This window comes from Acinetobacter kanungonis (assembly GCF_009939195.1).
Taxonomy (GTDB): Bacteria; Pseudomonadota; Gammaproteobacteria; order Pseudomonadales; family Moraxellaceae; genus Acinetobacter; species Acinetobacter kanungonis.
The window spans coordinates 159,900-178,189 of the sequence record NZ_JAACKC010000003.1; the positions used below are offsets into that span (position 1 = coordinate 159,900).

The window sequence follows — 18,290 nt, forward strand, 5'->3', positions numbered from 1 at the left end:
GGGCTTTAGTGGCTACGGTTGGCTTTTTCGACCAAACCTGACAGTCCTTGGCGACGCGCCAATTCATTCAATACCAGTTGCGGATCCAGGTCGAAATGACCCAACATTACAATGGTATGGAACCACAAATCTGCAACTTCATAAATTAGGTCATTTTTATTGTCTGCATTGGCCGCCAGTTGGAGCTCTTTAGCCGCCAAAATGCTTTCGACACTTTCTTCACCGACTTTTTCTAGAATTTTGTTCAAGCCTTTGTGATACAGCTTTGCCACATAAGACGAGTCTGGATCTGCGGCTTTGCGTTCAGCCATCATCTGACCGAGATAAGACAGCACTTCGACCTGTTCCGATTGTGCATTTGATGCATTCATGGCGAGGGTATGCGGGTTACTGGATTTTTCGCCATAAATTGCGTTTGGATCTTTCAGTTGTGCATCCACAATTTCCCAACCTTGCGGAGTGAGTTTGCGGTAGAAGCACGATTCACGACCCGTATGGCAAGCAATGCCACCACGCTGTTCAATTTGCAGCACAATCACATCGGCATCGCAATCGAGGCGAATTTCATGCACGGTTTGAAAGTGTCCAGATTCTTCCCCTTTGTGCCACAACTTGTTGCGTGAACGGGAAAAATAAACCGCCTGATTTTTTTCCGCAGTGAGTGCCAAGGCTTCGCGGTTCATCCACGCCACCATGAGCACACGTCCTGTTTGATGATGCTGTGCAATGGCAGGGACTAAACCTTGTTCGTTAAATTTTACTTCATCGAGCCAGCGCACGTTGTTCATAGGGACTTCACCAAAATCAGTTAATCGAAAAGAATATTCAAGTTGATGCGAAAAACATCAGGCTATAGTGTAGGGGATCGGGCTGGATTTGTGTTAATTATCTTTCATCAATTTGCCCAGTCTGGGCGTTGCAACATGAACTTGGCACCGTTCATTCATGTTGCAGATCTGAGGTTTAAAGCGTTTGCATGACCTCGGCAAAGCGCTGTTTTTCAACCAGTTCTAAGAACTCATCGCCCAGACGTTGGCTTTCAGCCACACACTGTTTCCAGAGCTGGATACGACGCTGCGGTTCCAAGCCTTTCAGGATGAAGTCTTTACGATCTGGTAAACGCCCCAAGGGTAAACTGGCCAGATATTCCAGTGAAGGTGAAATCAGCAGAGTGCGTGCTTGATTCGTCGGATTGGCTTTGCGCGATTTAAACATCTTGTCGAACCAGCCCGGGGTAATGCTATCGCTAAAATGTGGGTAGAGCACAATTCCTTGGCTTTCAAAGGGTAAATCGATGTGATAGTCAATTAAACCACCATCGCGATAGGCACCTTGCGGGGCATCACGGATATTTTTGACCGCAGGCGTTACCCCCGGAATCGAACCTGAGGCCATGAGCCAGTCTGCAACATTGTCAGCGTTGAAGTTGAGATAATGAGTGGTGAAGCTATCCTCTTTAATTTTAAATTGTGGAAAATTCTGCGGCTGGCAAATCACGCGATGCATAAATAGATTTAAATACTGACGTGCAATGGCATTGCTCCCGACAATACCGAGCAATGAGCCATACAGAGCAAGACGCTGATCACTTTGGAATAAATGTTGGGCTTTGGCCGCAATGATGGTCAGGTGATAGTCGGGGTGTTCAACCAATTTTTGGGTTTGCTGATTTAAAATGCCTGCCAGCATGTCGCGTGAAATTTTTTCGATCTCGGCAATTTTCATCTTTTTATGAAAAGGCAGATGGATATACAGCTCCGCCAATTGCTCAGGACCCAGCGTTTCACCTTGCGCCAAAATCCCTGCAAAACGCCATGCACCGACAGAAGACCCTACCAAAAAGCGGCGCTGTTTGGCTTGCGGCAGAAAACTACCAAAGATGGCTTGATCAAGACCTGTTAAACCGATGCCTTTGGGGCCACCTGCTGCACCGGGTAAAATATCGACCTGTTGGGCATGGAAGCCTTCTTGTTGGATCAGTTGGCGAGCCAGATGACCAGCACGAATGTTCAGGGCGGGAGAGCGCTTTTCAAGAATTTGAATCATGGTGCAATTATAAATATACGAATGTGCACTCAGTTTAAAAGTTCTGTCTAGGGTCTCAATGGCGTGGAAAAACTTTAGGTGACTTTGCAGTCACTTTAGTGAAGTGAGTTAAAAACAAACAAATCTGTGGATAACTCTCGGGCTATCCACAGTATGTTTTATCCGCAAGTATTTATTTAAACAGGCGCCAGAACGACAACAAACTGGCACAGACAATCAAAATAATAGAGATGTACCACGGGGCAATAATCGCAATTGACAGGAAAATGGCCATCAAGCTGCCAAAAATCCAACTGCGTTTTTGTTGATGTTCCATTTGCAGACGCAGGCTTTGCAGTTCATTCAGTTGTTTTGCATTCCAAGCTGACTGATTTTTTAAGCCATTTAAGCTGTCCACCAACAAGGTTGGGAAGTCCTGCGCACCCAAAAGTAAATCAGGGATTTTCTGCCCGAGTTCTTTGAGGTTTTTCTGTGGGTTCATTTGCGCTTTGATCCAATCGGTCAGGATTGGTTTTGCCAAGCTCCAGATGTCTAATTCTGGATACAGGTCAGTGCCCAGACCTTCTACATGTACCAATGTTTTCAGCAGTAACATCAATTGCGGGGGAATTTCCAAATGGAAACGACGCGCAATATCCATAACCTGAATCAGAATGCCTGCAAAGTCCAATTCGTGCATCGGTTTCGAAACCATTGGTCCTACCGTACGACGCATTTCACGCGCCAAGGCATCTTGGTCGGTGCCCGGTGGAATCCAGCCTGCTTGATACACAATCTGAATCAGCTGCATAAAGTCACTGTTCATCACCGCCAGTAACATGCGCGCTACGGTCATTTGGTCGTGCTTGGACAGCTCGCCCATAATCGCACAGTCCAGTGCAATAAAGCGTGGATTGCTCGGATTGATGGTTTCCACAAACACGTTGCCTGGATGCATATCCGCATGGAAGAAGTTGTCGCGGAACACTTGGGTAAAGAAGATGGTTAGACCTTTTTCAGCCAGATCTTTACGATCCATGCCCATGCGGTCGAAAGTCGCCGTGTCAGAAATCGGCACGCCAGTAATGCGTTCCGCCACCATCACTTCTTTACTGTCCATATAGACTTCAGGCACGTACATCATGCTTGAACCAGTAAAGTAATGACGCATGCGACGGGTGTTGTCTGCTTCTAAAGTCAGATCCAATTCGTTCAGGATAATTTGACGATAATCTTGAATAATCTCAGAAAGATGCAGCGCACGTGCTGCTTCTAAGCGCTTTTCTAAAGTTGCACCGAGCCATTCTAAAATTTCAAAATCTTGCAGAATCTGGCTACGAATATCAGGACGGGTAACTTTTACCACCACTTCACGACCATCATGCAGGGCAGCAGTATGCACTTGTGCAATTGATGCTGCGGCAAGTGGTTGTTCATCGAAGCGGCTGAACAGGGTGGCAACATCGGCTTTCAACGATTGTTGAATACGTGTTTTTGCGACATCGCTACCAAAGGGTTTGACGCGATCTTGCAACAACACCAGTTGCGCCAGCACTTCAGGTGGAATCAAGTCACGACGGGTCGAGAGCAATTGACCCAGCTTAATCGCCAGCGGTCCCATATCTTCAAGCGCTTGCTTGAGTTTTAGTGGATTTTTACGTTCTTTACTCGACCATGCCGCTGGGTGCATGCGAATAATCGCCAGTGCATGACGTGCCTTTTCAGGTAATTCTTCCGCAGGAAACAACGTGTCGAGTCTATAGTGCGCAGCAATGCGCCAAAGTTCGAGTAAACGTGAAACGTGCGGAATCATAAAGTGTATTACCTAAATTTAAAGAGAGTCTGGAAGGGCATCAATTTGACGTTGCAGTTGCTGGATTTTGGCTTCTGCACGGTCAAGGTTCTGATTCAAAAGACGGGTGTCTTGTTGCAGGTCATCCATTTGCCAGCGTGCAGCAAACAAGCCTGAATCTTCTTTGAGGGCATCTTCAGCAAAGAATAGATGGCTCTGTAAAGAGCGCTTTAGATGTTTGGGCGCAAGCTGGATTTTGCCCAGTTCATGCGCCAAGGCAGGTCCAACCCAAGGACTGAGATGCGCAGCCAAATCGGGTTCAGCCTGTTGCATGATTCTTTGGAGATCTTGCAATAAATGATAGTCACCTTGTACAGGAATAGTGCCGACATCTTCTGCTAAAAAGAGTTTCAGTAGTTCGACCACATTTTTAACCTGTAAGGTGGCTGTTGCAGCAGTAATGGTTTGCTGCGGATCAAACGGGCGTTGCTCAAAAATGGACGGACGCTCGGCCTGACCTGTAACACTCGGTTCAAGACGCACTTTGTCTTGATCAAAGAAGACATCCACCGAGAGCTGTGGTGACTCGAGCACCACGCGCAACATTTTACCTTGCAGTTGATTGAGCTGAATGCGCGTGATGGCATCCAGATCAATCACATGGTGAATCAAGCGTTCAACTGCACCAAGTGCCAGAATTGACCACATAGCTTAACCTTCACCAGTCCGTTTAGAGTTTAAAACCACGGTGAACAGCCACGATACCGCCTGTCAGGTTATGGTAGTCACAGTTCTGGAAACCCGCCTGTTCCATCATGCCTTTCAGGGTACGTTGGTCTGGATGCATACGAATCGATTCAGCCAAGTATTTATAGCTTTCAGAGTCATTGGCAATGATTTTGCCCATGATTGGCAGTGCTGTGAAGGAATACAAGTCGTAAAGTTTTGAGAATGGCTCAAACACAGGCTTCGAGAATTCCAACACCAGTAAGCGACCACCTGGCTTAAGCACACGGTACATGGCTGCCAGCGCCGCATCTTTATCGGTCACGTTACGTAAGCCGAAGCTGATGGTAAGCAAGTCAAAGCTGTTGTCAGCAAAAGGTTCCAAGGTTTCTGCATTCGCCAAAACGAAGTCGACATTGGTACAGCCTGAATCAATCAGACGGTCACGACCGACGTTGAGCATCGATTCGTTAATATCTGAAAGCACCACATGACCTGTAGGACCGACTTCACGGCTAAAGACTTTCGCCAAGTCACCCGTACCGCCTGCAATATCTAACACGTGTTGACCACGACGCACACCCGACATGTTAATCGCAAAGCGTTTCCAGAGGCGGTGAATACCAAAAGACATCAAGTCATTCATGATGTCGTATTTGCTGGCAACCGAATGGAACACTTCCGCAACTTTCTGTGCTTTGTCTTCACTGTTCACGGTTTGGTAACCGAAGTGAGTGGTCGCACCGACGTTGCCTGTATTGGCACCGCGTGGCAGGTTGTATTTGGGTACTGTGCCATTCACAGGCGTATCAGTTAATTGTTGTTGTAAGGATTGTTGCTGCCCTTGAGGGATACCCTCAGGAAGTGGGCTGTTTAGGAAGGGGCTGACTTTGTCTGTTTGTTGAGCCGACTCAGGTGTAGGGGTAGGCGTTTGATTTTCATTAGACATTCAAGTCACTCCTAACATAAAAATAGGGTTAATGTTGCAGTGCAAGCATGATGACAGATTCTCAGCCGATGTACAGCAATCATCATGCAATTGTTATGAATAATATACAGAAAAAATGACCCTTCCTGTACCTACGTGCACGATTTAATCCCGCTGTGAATGCGCTGTTATTGGAACGGATGCAGATCACCTGCATGTACTTTGGCAATAATTTGACGTTCAATCGCGGTAAAGTCTTTGACAAACTGCTCTGCCGATTTTAAGGGTTTCATGGCCAAAAAACCGTCCTGCATAAATTCGTACATCACGTCGAAATGGTGTTTATACGCCACCCCTTTACACATTTTGAACGCGGTATAGACCATGAATGAGCGCATGTATTTGTCGAGGCTGGCACCCAGTTGATCCAACAATTCCAGTTGATGTAAACGGGGTTGTCCTTGATCGAGCTTTAAATAGCTGAGGCGCATCATTTCATCGGTCAGTGGGGTGTTCGGGGCATAGTCCTCGAGCAGTTGCAGGGCCACTTGTTCATCCAACTGAACGGCAAGGATCGCCAATTCCACCCCTGCGGTGCCTGTTCTAATCGCATTTTCTGGAATCAGTTTTTCGGCTTTGTGCACATATTTCATCATGCGGGCTATTTGTTTGGCCAAAGCATCAAAATCGGGACCACCGTATAAACGGTTCAAAAAGTACTGCGCCATTAATTGGTTATTTTTCACTGCGAAGTGCTGTTGATGGGTGCGTTGCATCCGCTGTTTTTGCCAGATTTGCACATCGTGCAGACGTTGAAATAGCTCAGCATTATGGTGATATTGCAATTGATAATACTGTTCTAGTAGGTCATCTAGTACTGCAAGTTTAGACATGAGCTATCTCAATTTGAAACGTGTGCAAATCTTAGAGCTTGTTGCACGTTCCCGCCATGACAAAATGATCGAATACGACATGAAAATCAGCCAATTTGTCATGAAATTATACAAAGATCTGCAAAAATGAACTTTCGGCTTGTTTTATACTGAAACAAAACAACGGCTTTAAAAGACCGAACTGATATCAATCAACTGATGGCGAGACAAAAATGGCAAAACAACAACTAGAACCAGCCTTGGTAGATGAAAGCCAACTGTCACTCGATTTAATTGATGCGCAATACGCCTTAAAAGACACCAAAGATCAGCCCAATGCTAAAAGTTTAGTGGTGTTGGTCAGCGGCATCGAACTGGCGGGCAAAGGGGAGTCGGTGAAGCAATTACGGGAGTGGATGGATCCGCGTTATTTACGCGTCAAAGCCGATGCCCCCGTAATGTTTAATAATACCCAAACCTTTTGGCAGCCTTATGCACGCTTTATTCCCAGTGAAGGGCAAATTGCGGTGTTGTTTGGAAACTGGTATGGAGACTTGCTTAGCACTGCCTTACATGTGTCACAGCCGCTGGATGAAACGCTTTATGATGAATATGTCGACAACATGCGTGCTTTTGAGCAAGACCTGAAAAATAATCATGTTGATGTAATTAAAGTCTGGTTTGACTTGTCTTGGAAGTCGCTACAAAAGCGGCTGGATGAGATGGATGCCAGTGAAATACATTGGCATAAATTGCATGGTTTAAATTGGCGCAATAAAAAACAATATGAACGCTTGCAGAAGTTACGTCAGCGTTTTACCGAAGACTGGATTATTATTGACTGTGAAGATGAGCAATCGCGTGATCAACAATTTGCACAGCATGTTTTAAGAGCCATGCAGCATTGCCCGGATCATGTGAAGTCGGCACAACATAAATGGAAGCAAGTTGAAATCCCAGCCATTCTAGAACAACCACCCACCCTTAAAATTGATAAGACCGAGTACAAAACCGAGTTAGAGCGGCTGACCCGCAAGGTTGCAGACACCTTACGTTTTGGCGAACGCAATGTGATTATTGCTTTAGAAGGGATGGATGCCGCGGGCAAAGGCGGTGCCATTAAACGGATTGTGAAAAGTCTAGATCCGCGGGAATACGAAATTCACAGTATTGCGGCACCTGAAAAGTACGAATTACGTCATCCGTATCTCTGGCGCTTTTGGGGCAAGATTCAACCCAATGATCGGATCACCATTTTTGATCGCACGTGGTATGGACGTGTGCTGGTGGAGCGGGTTGAGGGTTTTGCCAATGAAGTCGAGTGGCAACGCGCTTATGAAGAAATTAACCGCTTTGAAAAAGATCTGACCAATAGTAATACCGTTGTGGTGAAAATTTGGCTGTCGATCAGTAAAGACGAGCAATATGCCCGTTTTAAGGAGCGTGAAGAAACACCGCATAAACGCTTTAAAATCACACCAGATGACTGGCGCAATCGAGAAAAATGGGATGAGTATTTGCATGCCGCAGCAGATATGTTTGAGCGAACCCATACCGATTATGCCCCGTGGTACATCGTTGCCAACGATGATAAATATGGGGCACGGCTAGAAATTTTAAGAAGTATTCTGAAGCAACTCAAAGCAGAATAGTCTGGGCTGAGTTGCTTGCTGGAATCGGGCTTTCACTGGGTTAAGTTTAAGCAGTGGCTTGCAGGTTTTGCTTGTGTCGGATGGATTTGGCGAGTTTGTAGCAATCTTCCACATGTGCCTCAGCCACTTTTTTCATCACGAAATAGCCGAGACTTGCCGCCACCAACTGACCACCCAAGGGAATATATTTAGTCACTTGTTTGGTGATCATTTTAGACGCGACATTGTGTAATGAATTTTTGACCGCAGTACGTGCAACCACCAGACCTGAGAACTCAAAGCCACGTTTGCGCAGTTCTTGCCAGTGGACTTGTTTGGTTTCCAAATCAAACACGCTGATTTGTTCAGGTGCAAGCCCAAAACGGGCATTAATTTCTGGAATCAGTTGCGACAAGATGCCAACATCAACCACCACATCAAAAAAAGGCACAGGAATGACGGCAGCACCCGCAGAAACATAGGCGCGCTTTTGCACCAGTTCAAGGCATTCGGCGCGGATTTGTTCTAGATTTAACGAGGCATCAATTGAGTCGGGAATATTGTCTATTTTCATTGTCTAGTTTAAACCTTGTATCCATTTTTATATTGAAGCATCTTTAAGCATCGATTTTCAAAGTCATTTTTAAATCGATATTGTGCTATACCGTGACATAGACAGTACACCAAGTATAGTCAATAATCTTTATGCTTTTGTAGATTGTCGTTCATTTATCGTCGGAGAATAAATATTCATGGCCATTCACGTGATTCAAAGTCAACGGATTGATGTTTTGTTACAGGCCATGTTGAAAACGATAAAATCTCAAAGTCGCAATGCCTTGCACGTGCTCAAAACCCAGCATTTTATTGTGCCATCACCAGCGGTAGAAGCTTGGTTGACCCAGCAGTTGGCAGAACAAAAAGGCATTAGTGCCAATACCCAGTTTCACCATCGCATTCGTGGTTTTCAATGGTCTGCCTATCAGTGGGTGCTGGATCAAGACAAAGAGCAGGTGCGTAAAGCCAATATTCCACGGATTATTATTAAATGGCGGGTCTATCAAGCCTTGCTGGCGTATATTCAGCCTGAACATTGCAGCTTAGATGCGGAACATCCTCTGACCCCGATTGTGCAACGCATTTATGCCAGTGCCGATCAACTGCAACAAGGCAGTGAAAAACAGCTGAAGAAGCAGCGCATGCTGTATTGGGTGGCAGAACAGGTGTCTAAATTATTCAGCCATTACATGGAATATCGCGGGCATTGTCAGAAAAATTGTCCAGCCCATCAATGTTCCTGTGCCACCAACTGGTTGCAGCGCTGGGGCAATGATCAAGCCTTAGCCATTGAGCAGATGTTCTTTCAGACCAATACCGAAATTTCGGCCTTTGCCCTGAATCAGGCACATGAACTAGAAGCGTGGCAGCGCTGGCTATGGCAGGTGGTGTTTCATCAGGATTTTATGGAAATGCAGCAGATTGATGCGGCATTTTGGCAGACCTTGGGCAGTGTGGAAGCACCGAATACAGCAGCGCTGAAAAAACTGCCACAGCCCTTGGTGGTGTTTACCTTGCTGGACTTACCACCGAGCCAGTTACAGTTTTTGCAGCGTTTGGGGCAATACATTGATATTTATCTGTTGCATTACAATCCATCACAGGAATATTGGGCAGACAGTGTCGATCCGAACTGGAAAGCACGTTACGACTTACGCGTCAAAGAGCGTTTTATTGCCAAACATCCGCAAGCCACCGATGAGCAAATTCAACAGTTCTTTCAGGATTTCACCCTGCATTTTAATGCTGAGGTTCGTGAATCACGCCATCCGCTGTTGACCCGCTTTGGCAAGCAAGCACGTGATCACTTTTCACTGCTTTCGGGACTTTCTTCAGGGGAGGATGGGGTTTGGGCAGATGTGTTTGTGGATGAATATCAGCCGACCTTATTGGGTAAAGTCCAGTCGGATATTTTGTATTTGGTGGAACCTGAGCAACATCAATTTGCACTGGATGCACAGGATGATTCCATTCAAGTGCATGTCTGTCACTCCAGTTTGCGTCAATTGGAAGTATTGAAGGAGCAATTGATTGCATGGTTGGCACAAGGTTCTAAAGAGCAGCCGCGCCGTCCGAGTGATATTTTGGTACTCAGTCCGAATTTAAAAGAAATCGAACCGCATATTCGGAGTGTATTTGCGCCGCCCGTGCGTGAACGTGAAGATGCGGGTGCCAGTTCGGGGCGCATTAGCCAAGACAGTATTTATCTGCCTGTGAAAATTGCAGGGGTAACGCAATTGGATGCAGCCAATGCGTGGCGTGCAGTATTGGGGCGCATGCAATTGACGCAAGGGCGTTTCCGTCTGGATGACTTTGCCGACTGGTTGGGTTTGGCAGCTACACAGCAATGCTATGCTTTAGACATGAATGCCGTCGAACGCATGTTGGAACTGCTTGAACAAGCGGGCTTTAAGCGTGGACTGGATGCAGCACATTTGGCTCTTAGTCTGACCGAAGGCGATTGTGACTACCGCTTCAGCTTTAAATTTGCACTGGACCGTTTGGCTTTGGGCATCGCCATTCCAGAACATACCTTATTTGCAGACACCCTAAGTTTTGCCGAGGTGATGCCGAGTGATTTTGAGCTGATTGCGAAGTTGATTCAGATTTATCAAGACTTGGATGCGCGCCGTGACTGGTTGCTGGCACATGAACAACAGCAGCCCAAACAGGTTGAGCAATGGCTGAAAATTCTGATGCAGGAAGTCGCGGAATTTGTGCAGGCAGGCGTTGAGGTTTTAGCTACGGTTGCGCAAATTATTAAAAAACAAGAGCGGATGCTGACTCTGTCCAACTTCTATGAGGGGCAGGATCAGTATGGTCTGGATCAGTTAAGCTTGCCGTTGGCGTATTTGTTGGATGAAATTCAAACCACCTTGGATGCACAGCTGGATCAGGCAGAACCAACAGGACAAATTACCTTTAGCCAGTTGGGGCAGATTCGTCCGATTCCGTATCGCCTGATTGTGATGCTGAATTTGGACAGCGGCAAGTTCCCAAGTCGCAATCAACATTTACCTTTTGATTTGATGGATATTCTAAAACCGCAATTGGGCGATCGCTCGCGTTTAGAGGATGATCAAGGGGCATTTTTGGATGCCTTGTTGCTGGCACAGCAAAATTTGTGGCTGTTTTATAATGGTTTTGATGTCAATGATGGTGAAGTACGTGAGCCATCCACCGCCTTGCAGGAACTGATTCAGCATCTGGCGTTGATTACCCAGAAAAATGAAGCGGAAGAAACGCGCCAGAATCTGCAAGGCTTAGATGTACCTGCACAATTGCAGTCGCTGTATCAGATTCATCCCTTACAGCCTTTTGATGTTGCAGGATTTACCCAGCCGAAGCCGACACGCTTTCAGGATCATTGGTATCGGGTGGCACAACAGATTGCGGCACCAATGGGGCAACGTCAGGCATGGCAAGATACCTCATATTTAGCGACGCAAAGTGATTTTCTCAGTCTGCAAAGCCGACAATGGATTCAGGATGTTTGCTTCCCCGCGCGTCTGTATCTGAAAACACTTGGGGTGGAAAATTTAAAACCTGAAGACTTGCCCGATGAAGTGGAACCTTTGGTTTTAGATGGTTTAGGACGTTATGCGGTGCGCCATTTCTTGCAGCAGCAAGGGCAACATACTCAACCTGAGTTGCTACTGGATCAATTACCGGTTGGTAAAATGCAGCAGGCGGCTTGGCGAATCAGTGTGATTGAGCAGCAACAATTACAGGCACGTTTGCAGCGTTATGCAACAGAGGTCACGCCTGTCACGCAGCAGCTCTGGAATATGGACGCAACGATCCAGTTTCAGATTAGCGTTCCCGCGCAATCAACGCAGCAATGGGTCAGTCTGGAAGCTTCTAGCGCGCGTGCTAAAAGACGGGTGCAACTCTGGTTAGAGTATCTGTTCTGGCTGGCACATGCCAATTTGGGCGATGCAGGGCAGGACTTGGCGCGATTGGTGGTGTTTAGTGACCAGACCGTATTGTGTAGTGGGGTGACTTCCAATCAGGCACGAGAACATCTTCTTGCATGGTTTCAGATGTGGCAACAAGGACAGATCCAGCCTGTAGTCTTACCCGCAGCGTTATTGTTTAAGACAGCAGAAAAAGGCAAACAGCTGGATTGGCAGTCGGATGAACAAGGTAGACCGCAGATCAAAGACTGGGACAGTTTGCTAAAAGACTGGCAGGATGATGGACGTTTTGCAGGTTTCTCCGTACTGGACAATGAAGCCAGTCAACAGCATCGGGATTGGCAGTTTATTTTGCAGCAACAAGATGCCACGGCTTTGTTAGCCCAAGCCTGCCAGCAATATGCCTATGACTTATATGCCCCGATTTTTCAGTATCAACAATTGATTAAGGAATAATGCAGATGACCACTTTAACTCTACCTGCTTCAATTTCTTATCATCCCATTGTAGATATGCAATTTAAAGGGCTGCATTGGATTGAGGCTTCCGCAGGCACAGGCAAGACCTTTACCTTGTCCAGTTTGATGGTGCGGATTTTCTTGGGCGATTATCTGCCGAATCAGGTGATTGCCACGACCTTTACCCGTGCTGCGGCGGCGGAGCTAAAAGGGCGGATTCGTAGTCGTTTGGTCGATACCTTGCGTTATTTTGAAACCTGCCAAACGCTGACGCAATCCGAACTGCAACAGAAAATCGCAGCAGAGTCGGATCCCTTATATCAAAAGCTATTGCAGGATTATGCACCACGCGTGGATTATGCGCGTGAACGGCTGAAATTGGTGATTGATCAGTTAGATGAACTTTTTGTCGGGACCTTGGATAGCTTTAGTCAGAAGTTGCTGCGTGAATTTGCCTTTGAAAGCGGCAAAATTGAACGCGCAGAAATTACTGATGATGCCAAACAATATACTCAGCAACTGATTCATGATGTGCTACGCGAATGGATTCAGCAGCAACCACAAAATATTTTGGACTATCTGCTGTTGAACAAGAAATTAAAGTCGCAGCAGGCCTATGTAGCCGTAGTGGAAAACAGTCTGAATTTTGCCTCTGCACATTTTCAGGCGGTGGCAGCTCCCGAAGTCGATGTGGATGGCTTTAATAAGCAAGTTGAACATTTGTTGGGGCTAGACTGGAGCCGAATTGCTGAATTGGCCGATTACTATGCTGCCGATGGTGCGCATTTTAAATTGCTGGCAAAAAAATGGCGCGATGACCACAAACTACAGCAACTCTTGACGCTCAAACTTCCTGAATTGTTAGCGGTATTAAAGCAGCAAGGCAGCTATGCCTTATTTGCCCCTCTATATGCGGAAACCCTGAAAAATCTGAGTGATGCAACGAATAAAGTATTGAATAAATGCCCTGATGAGGTCTTACAAGGCTTTCAACAGCATGCGCTGATCCGTGAACTCACCGCATTTATGCAAAGTCTGGACAAGCTCAGTTTTGACCTAGACACGCTGGATAGCTATTTGCAATTCTATCTGGCTTCTCAAGTGAAAAAACGTTTGCCACAAGTCTTGCAGCAAAAAGGTGAAACCACTTTTGCCCAGCAAATTCGTACCTTGGCTGATGCCTTGCAAGATGCGCAAGGTGCGCGCTTTGCGCGTTTTGTCCAAGCGCGTTATCCCTTAATTTTGGTGGATGAATTTCAGGACACCAATCAGGATCAGGACAATATGTTGGCACGCATCTGGCGCGATGCAGGGCATTATGCCAAAGGTTGCATGATCATGGTGGGTGATCCGAAACAGGCGATTTATGGCTTCCGTGGCGGCGACATGCTGACCTATAACAAAGCGCGTGTCGATGTACTGAGTAAGCAAGGTCGCTTATATAGCCTGAAATATAATCACCGCTCTGTGGCTGAACTGGTCACGGTGGTGGATGCCTTATTCCAGAGACAAATCCGATTTGGTGAAGAGGTTGAATATAGCGTAGTTGAGGCAGGACCACGGCCACATCCAGTTTTGGTCGATGCACACGGTCAAAATCATCAGCCTTTACGCTGGCTAATGCTGCAAGACAAGAAAGATGAATTTATCCAAGTGGCGTGGAAAATTCGTGATTTGTTGAATCAGGGGATTCAGCAGCAACTGTATCTGGCGGAAAGTGCAGGCAACCGTGGCATCGATGAAAATGACATTGCGATTTTGTCTAAAAACCATGATGGGCTGGATAAGGTGCAATATGAGCTCGAGCGTTTGGGGATTCGGGTCAATCGACCGTCCAAGCGCAGTGTATTTGATAGCCCGATTGCGCAGGATGTTGCGGCTATTTTGACGGCAATTATGCATCCTTTTGATGAAGCCAAGGTCAAGCGGGCTTTGCTGACACGCTTGCTGAATTTTCAACTCAGTCAGTTGATGGAATTGGAGCAACGTCCTGAAGGCTTAAGCCAGTTTATTGAGGATTTTGATTACATTCGGGAAATGTGGTTTAACACGGGTTTTTTAAGTGCTTGGCAATATGCCTTGAATTTGTTTAAGGCGTGGTCGAATCTGGTGGCCAGCCAAAGCCGCGACAATGAACGCAGTGTGGTGAATTTACGCCATTTAACCGAATTACTCAGTCAGCACAGTGAGCATTTTCAGGGACCGCAGGCGCTCTATCACTGGTATCTCAGACAGATTCAAGCGCCAAGTGAGCGTGAGTGGGAGCTGGAACGCAAACTGTCGAGTGAGGCAGGCGTGCAGTTAATGACCATTCACCAATCCAAAGGTCTAGAATTTAAGATCGTTTTCCTGCTGGGCGCAGATAAAGATTTTCGGGAAATGAATAAGACCCTGAATTTCTCCACCCAGCAATTGCCCGATCCTGTGACAGGGCAGCCTGAAATGCAGCGCGTGATTGCAGTGAATGATAAACATCTTTTGGATGACGTGGCGATTCAACAGCACAATGCCCGTGCCGAAGCAGAGCAGCATCGGTTGTGGTATGTGGCACTGACCCGGGCCAGTCATCGGGTTTATGCCATGTTGCAAGATCAGGCGGGGAAGTCGACCACCGGTTTGGCATTCTGGCGTGGGCATGCCGATCAGGTTTTTCAGCACCCACATAGTGCAGATGAAGCGGTATTAAGCGAATGTCCTATAGCTTTAAAGCGTACACAGGATCAGCAGCTTCCTGAGTTGTATGCGATGGCGTTTCCAACGCAACGTTTTTATCCGCGTGCCAAAACCAGTTTTAGTGCCTTGGCACAGCATCTGAGTCGGCAGCAAGCACTGGACGCGCTCGCGGTACAGCGTGAACAACTACAAAGTGCCGCGGATGAAATCAATCTGAACGTGATGGAGCAACCTGAAGCAATTGCCCAACCGATCAGTTGGATCAAACGTCAATTTCCGATGGGGACACTGGCAGGTAATTTCTTGCATGAAATATTTGAGCATATTGATTTTCAACAGCAACAGGACTGGAAAATCGAAGTGCGTCGCCGTTTTAAAAATGATTATCCAAGTTTGTGGAGCGCCTTGTGCGAGAAATATCAGCAAGACTTTCAGCAACTGGATGAAGAGCAGTTGCTGCTCTGGATGAGCGAATGGCTGGCGCAGGTGTTGTCGACCCCATTGCATCAACAGTTTTGTCTAAACCAGTTGAGTGCAGAGTCTCATTTGGCAGAATTTCCATTCTATTTGGCGTTGTCCAATCATGTCTTGGCGATTAAGCGCATACAGGACTTATATGCTGAATACGGCATTTTCATGCCTGAACTGAATGCTGCCAATTCAGCACGCTATTTAACCGGTTCCATCGATTTGGTCTATTTTGATGGGCAGCGTTACCAAATTGCCGACTACAAGAGTAATTTCTTGGGTGCCGATATTGCCGATTACACGCCGTCAAAATTACAGGAAAGCATGTCACACGCCAGTTACTGGTTACAAGCGGGGCTGTATTTGGTGGCATTACATCGTTATTTACAAGTGCAGTTGGAAGATTACGACATTCAAAAACATTTGGGCGGTGCCAGCTATCTGTATTTGCGTGGCATGCGTGGCGATGCGCAATATGGGGTCAACTATTGGTGCCCTGATGCAGAATTTATTCTGCGATTGGATGCATTATTGGGCTATTTTGCTGAAGAGCATGTTCATAAAAGTGCATAAGTAGCGCTTACTCTGATGTAAAAACAATGAATTAGATTGTGGATAACTTTGAGGATAACTGTGTGGAAAACAAGCAGGAACAGCCATTGAATGCCGAATGGATCAAGTCGTGGAGCCAATACATTCAGCAGCCTCCTTTTTGTGCAACACCTAATCTACAGGCAGATGCTGTTGTCCAGGCGGTGTTCGAAGCGATGTTGCAGGGCAATAGTTGTGTGCCTGTTGAGGCAAATGCCCTGCAAAATCTAGGTCACTTGGCAGTCAGTGCGGGAGAAGTGTCGAGCCGAGTGGCGCCTTTTATTTACGACACGCAGTATTTATATCTTTACCGTTATTGGAAACAGGAAGATAGTTTGGCACGGCATGTAGCACGCTTACAGCAACAAGCCGTCGCAATGGTTGATCCGCAAGCGTATGCCACTTTGCTGAGTGACCAGCATCAGCAACAGGCACTGCGTATGGTGTGTCAGCAAGCCTTGAATATTATTACGGGTGGACCAGGCACAGGCAAAACCTATACCTTGGCACGTATTATTGCAGCATTGAATCAGTCATTACCCAATTTACGCATCGCCATGGCAGCTCCGACCGGTAAGGCAGCGCAGCGTATGAAAGAAGCCCTGCAAAAAGCCCTGAATGATGAAAACCTGCAAGCTTTGGTCACACCTGCATTAAAGCAATTAAATCCGGTTACCCTGCATCGTTTGTTGGGTCTGGGGCATTCCGCACGACCTCGCTATGATGCCACACAGCCTTTACCTTATGATGTGATAGTGGTGGATGAAGCGTCTATGCTGGATCTGAATCTCGCCAGCATGTTGTTTGCTGCTGTACCCAATCAGGCGCGACTGATTCTCTTGGGTGATGCCAATCAATTGGCGTCGGTTGATGTTGGGGCGGTGCTGGCAGATTTGCAACAAGTTCCTGCGTTGCAGAGCAATCGGGTGCATTTACAGACCAGTCGACGTTTTGATGGAGAGGCTTTGATTGGACAAATGGCTGCATTTATTCAGCAGCCTCCTGAAGTCACTTCTTCTCAAGCTTTACTCGAGCAGTTTCAGCAACAAGTGATTGCTCCGACTGAACTTGAAACTGTGCCACTGCTAGCCAATATGCCGAATGTGTTGCAATTGGAGTATTTCGCGGAGGAGGTTCAAGTCACAGAGCCGTATTACGATAAACTGATGCTGGGCTATCTGCGTTATATTGAAGCCTTGAAGACCCATTTGAGTGCTGAAGATCCTGAAGCGTCTATTCCGCATGTCATTCAAGTTTTTGATGATTATCGTATTCTCACGGCCATTCGCCACGGTGCATTTGGCTTAAAGCAACTCAATCAACAGATGGAGCAGCGCTTACTGCAAGGGCTGAGCCGCTATACGGCCAAACAGGGCGACTGGTATGTCGGACGTCCTGTGATGATGACCTACAATGATTACCAGTTGGGACTCTCGAATGGTGATATCGGCATTTGTTTTAAGCGGCAACGTCAGGGGCAGACACAGTTTGAGGTCTACTTCCCGAGTCTGGAGAAATGGGTGCTGGCAACCCGTTTACCTAAGAACATAGAAACCGCTTTTGCGTTGACCATTCATAAATCTCAAGGTTCGGAGTTTAGCCATACGGCTGTGGTCTTAGATGCGCAAGCACAAAACTTATTGAGTCAGGAGTTGCTTTATACCGCCATTACGCGTGCTAAAACCGTGGTAAGTGTGTTGGCAGATCCTCAAGCATTGATGCAAGCTTTGTCAAAAAGAACCACCCGAGTCAGTGGAGTTTTAGAAAAAATAAAGGGTATTCTGGATTATTAACCTGTACTACATAATGTGTGGTTTTGTACGAAAAAGCTTACATTGATTCGAGATATTTGCGCATAGAGCTTTGATTCGGTTTCTGAGAAGATGAGTTCACATAAAGAGCACAACACGGAACGTTGAGCCATAATCGCAAAAGGATAATAACAAAGTCGGAATAGGACAGCGAACTTACAGTGAAGTAGGTGAAAGAGGAAACTTACAGCCGCTAAGCCTTGTAGTTTTGGGAGAGACTACAGGGCTTTTTTATTGCTGCGAGTTTTGTATGGTTTGCGGCATTCAACTTCTTTAATCCAAATCCACGCCGTTCAGCGGCTGTAAGTTTAAACGTACATCGTGTTAGGAAAAATACCTCT

11 protein-coding genes are annotated in these 18,290 nt (G+C 46.6%); 4 read left to right on the forward strand and 7 right to left on the reverse strand.

Annotated elements, in window-relative coordinates; genetic code table 11:
• Nucleotides 1-5: 5 nt before the first annotated feature.
• The 6 genes from hisIE to GWK51_RS07055 form a co-directional block, all read right to left on the reverse strand.
• Nucleotides 6-788: a bifunctional phosphoribosyl-AMP cyclohydrolase/phosphoribosyl-ATP diphosphatase HisIE gene (gene hisIE / locus GWK51_RS07030; RefSeq protein WP_161933165.1), complete on the reverse strand. Its 783-nt coding sequence runs from the start codon at nucleotides 786-788 to the stop codon at nucleotides 6-8.
• 175 nt (nucleotides 789-963) lie between these two features.
• The gene (locus GWK51_RS07035; protein ID WP_161933166.1) at nucleotides 964-2,046 is read right to left on the reverse strand and encodes a patatin-like phospholipase domain-containing protein; all 1,083 of its coding nucleotides are present in this window, start codon (nucleotides 2,044-2,046) and stop codon (nucleotides 964-966) included.
• Between the two features lie 172 nt (nucleotides 2,047-2,218).
• The gene (locus GWK51_RS07040) at nucleotides 2,219-3,838 is read right to left on the reverse strand and encodes an ABC1 kinase family protein (protein ID WP_161933167.1); all 1,620 of its coding nucleotides are present in this window, start codon (nucleotides 3,836-3,838) and stop codon (nucleotides 2,219-2,221) included.
• An 18-nt stretch (nucleotides 3,839-3,856) separates the two neighbouring features.
• Nucleotides 3,857-4,525: a ubiquinone biosynthesis accessory factor UbiJ gene (locus GWK51_RS07045; protein ID WP_161933168.1), complete on the reverse strand. Its 669-nt coding sequence runs from the start codon at nucleotides 4,523-4,525 to the stop codon at nucleotides 3,857-3,859.
• A gap of 22 nt (nucleotides 4,526-4,547) precedes the next feature.
• Complete coding sequence (ubiE, locus tag GWK51_RS07050) at nucleotides 4,548-5,492, reverse strand: bifunctional demethylmenaquinone methyltransferase/2-methoxy-6-polyprenyl-1,4-benzoquinol methylase UbiE (RefSeq protein ID WP_161933169.1); 945 nt, start codon at nucleotides 5,490-5,492, stop codon at nucleotides 4,548-4,550.
• Nucleotides 5,493-5,659: 167 nt separating this feature from the next.
• Nucleotides 5,660-6,364, reverse strand: coding sequence for an FFLEELY motif protein (locus GWK51_RS07055; protein WP_161933170.1), 705 nt, complete (start codon nucleotides 6,362-6,364; stop codon nucleotides 5,660-5,662).
• Between the two features lie 212 nt (nucleotides 6,365-6,576).
• On the opposite strand from GWK51_RS07055, the gene pap reads away from it, so the two are divergent.
• Nucleotides 6,577-7,995: a polyphosphate:AMP phosphotransferase gene (gene pap / locus GWK51_RS07060; RefSeq protein WP_161933171.1), complete on the forward strand. Its 1,419-nt coding sequence runs from the start codon at nucleotides 6,577-6,579 to the stop codon at nucleotides 7,993-7,995.
• 46 nt (nucleotides 7,996-8,041) lie between these two features.
• Here pap and GWK51_RS07065 read toward each other — a convergent pair whose 3' ends face one another.
• Entirely contained in the window at nucleotides 8,042-8,548 is a 507-nt protein-coding gene (locus GWK51_RS07065; protein ID WP_161933172.1) for a hypothetical protein, read from the reverse strand.
• A 178-nt stretch (nucleotides 8,549-8,726) separates the two neighbouring features.
• On the opposite strand from GWK51_RS07065, the gene GWK51_RS07070 reads away from it, so the two are divergent.
• The 3 genes from GWK51_RS07070 to recD all read left to right on the forward strand — a co-directional run bounded on the left by GWK51_RS07070 (nucleotide 8,727) and on the right by recD (nucleotide 17,931).
• Nucleotides 8,727-12,404 (forward strand): exodeoxyribonuclease V subunit gamma, encoded by a 3,678-nt coding sequence (locus GWK51_RS07070; RefSeq protein ID WP_161933173.1) that lies wholly within the window; start codon nucleotides 8,727-8,729, stop codon nucleotides 12,402-12,404.
• 5 nt (nucleotides 12,405-12,409) lie between these two features.
• A complete protein-coding gene (locus GWK51_RS07075; protein WP_171519153.1) occupies nucleotides 12,410-16,120 on the forward strand; it encodes a UvrD-helicase domain-containing protein in 3,711 nt (1,236 codons plus the stop codon).
• A gap of 62 nt (nucleotides 16,121-16,182) precedes the next feature.
• Nucleotides 16,183-17,931 carry an exodeoxyribonuclease V subunit alpha gene (gene recD, locus GWK51_RS07080; RefSeq protein ID WP_328703731.1) on the forward strand — a complete coding sequence of 583 codons (1,749 nt, stop codon included), beginning with the start codon at nucleotides 16,183-16,185 and terminating at the stop codon, nucleotides 17,929-17,931.
• Nucleotides 17,932-18,290: the final 359 nt, after the last annotated feature.

Bases quoted from the DNA above. Each gene is read 5' to 3' on its own strand.
- GWK51_RS07075 (WP_171519153.1), top strand. From the start codon at position 12,410: ATGACCACTTTAACTCTACCTGCTTCAATTTCTTATCATCCCATTGTA.
- ubiE (WP_161933169.1), bottom strand. From the start codon at position 5,492: ATGTCTAATGAAAATCAAACGCCTACCCCTACACCTGAGTCGGCTCAA.
- pap (WP_161933171.1), top strand. From the start codon at position 6,577: ATGGCAAAACAACAACTAGAACCAGCCTTGGTAGATGAAAGCCAACTG.
- GWK51_RS07065 (WP_161933172.1), bottom strand. From the start codon at position 8,548: ATGAAAATAGACAATATTCCCGACTCAATTGATGCCTCGTTAAATCTA.
- GWK51_RS07035 (WP_161933166.1), bottom strand. From the start codon at position 2,046: ATGATTCAAATTCTTGAAAAGCGCTCTCCCGCCCTGAACATTCGTGCT.
- GWK51_RS07045 (WP_161933168.1), bottom strand. From the start codon at position 4,525: ATGTGGTCAATTCTGGCACTTGGTGCAGTTGAACGCTTGATTCACCAT.
- GWK51_RS07055 (WP_161933170.1), bottom strand. From the start codon at position 6,364: ATGTCTAAACTTGCAGTACTAGATGACCTACTAGAACAGTATTATCAA.
- GWK51_RS07070 (WP_161933173.1), top strand. From the start codon at position 8,727: ATGGCCATTCACGTGATTCAAAGTCAACGGATTGATGTTTTGTTACAG.
- hisIE (WP_161933165.1), bottom strand. From the start codon at position 788: ATGAACAACGTGCGCTGGCTCGATGAAGTAAAATTTAACGAACAAGGT.
- GWK51_RS07040 (WP_161933167.1), bottom strand. From the start codon at position 3,838: ATGATTCCGCACGTTTCACGTTTACTCGAACTTTGGCGCATTGCTGCG.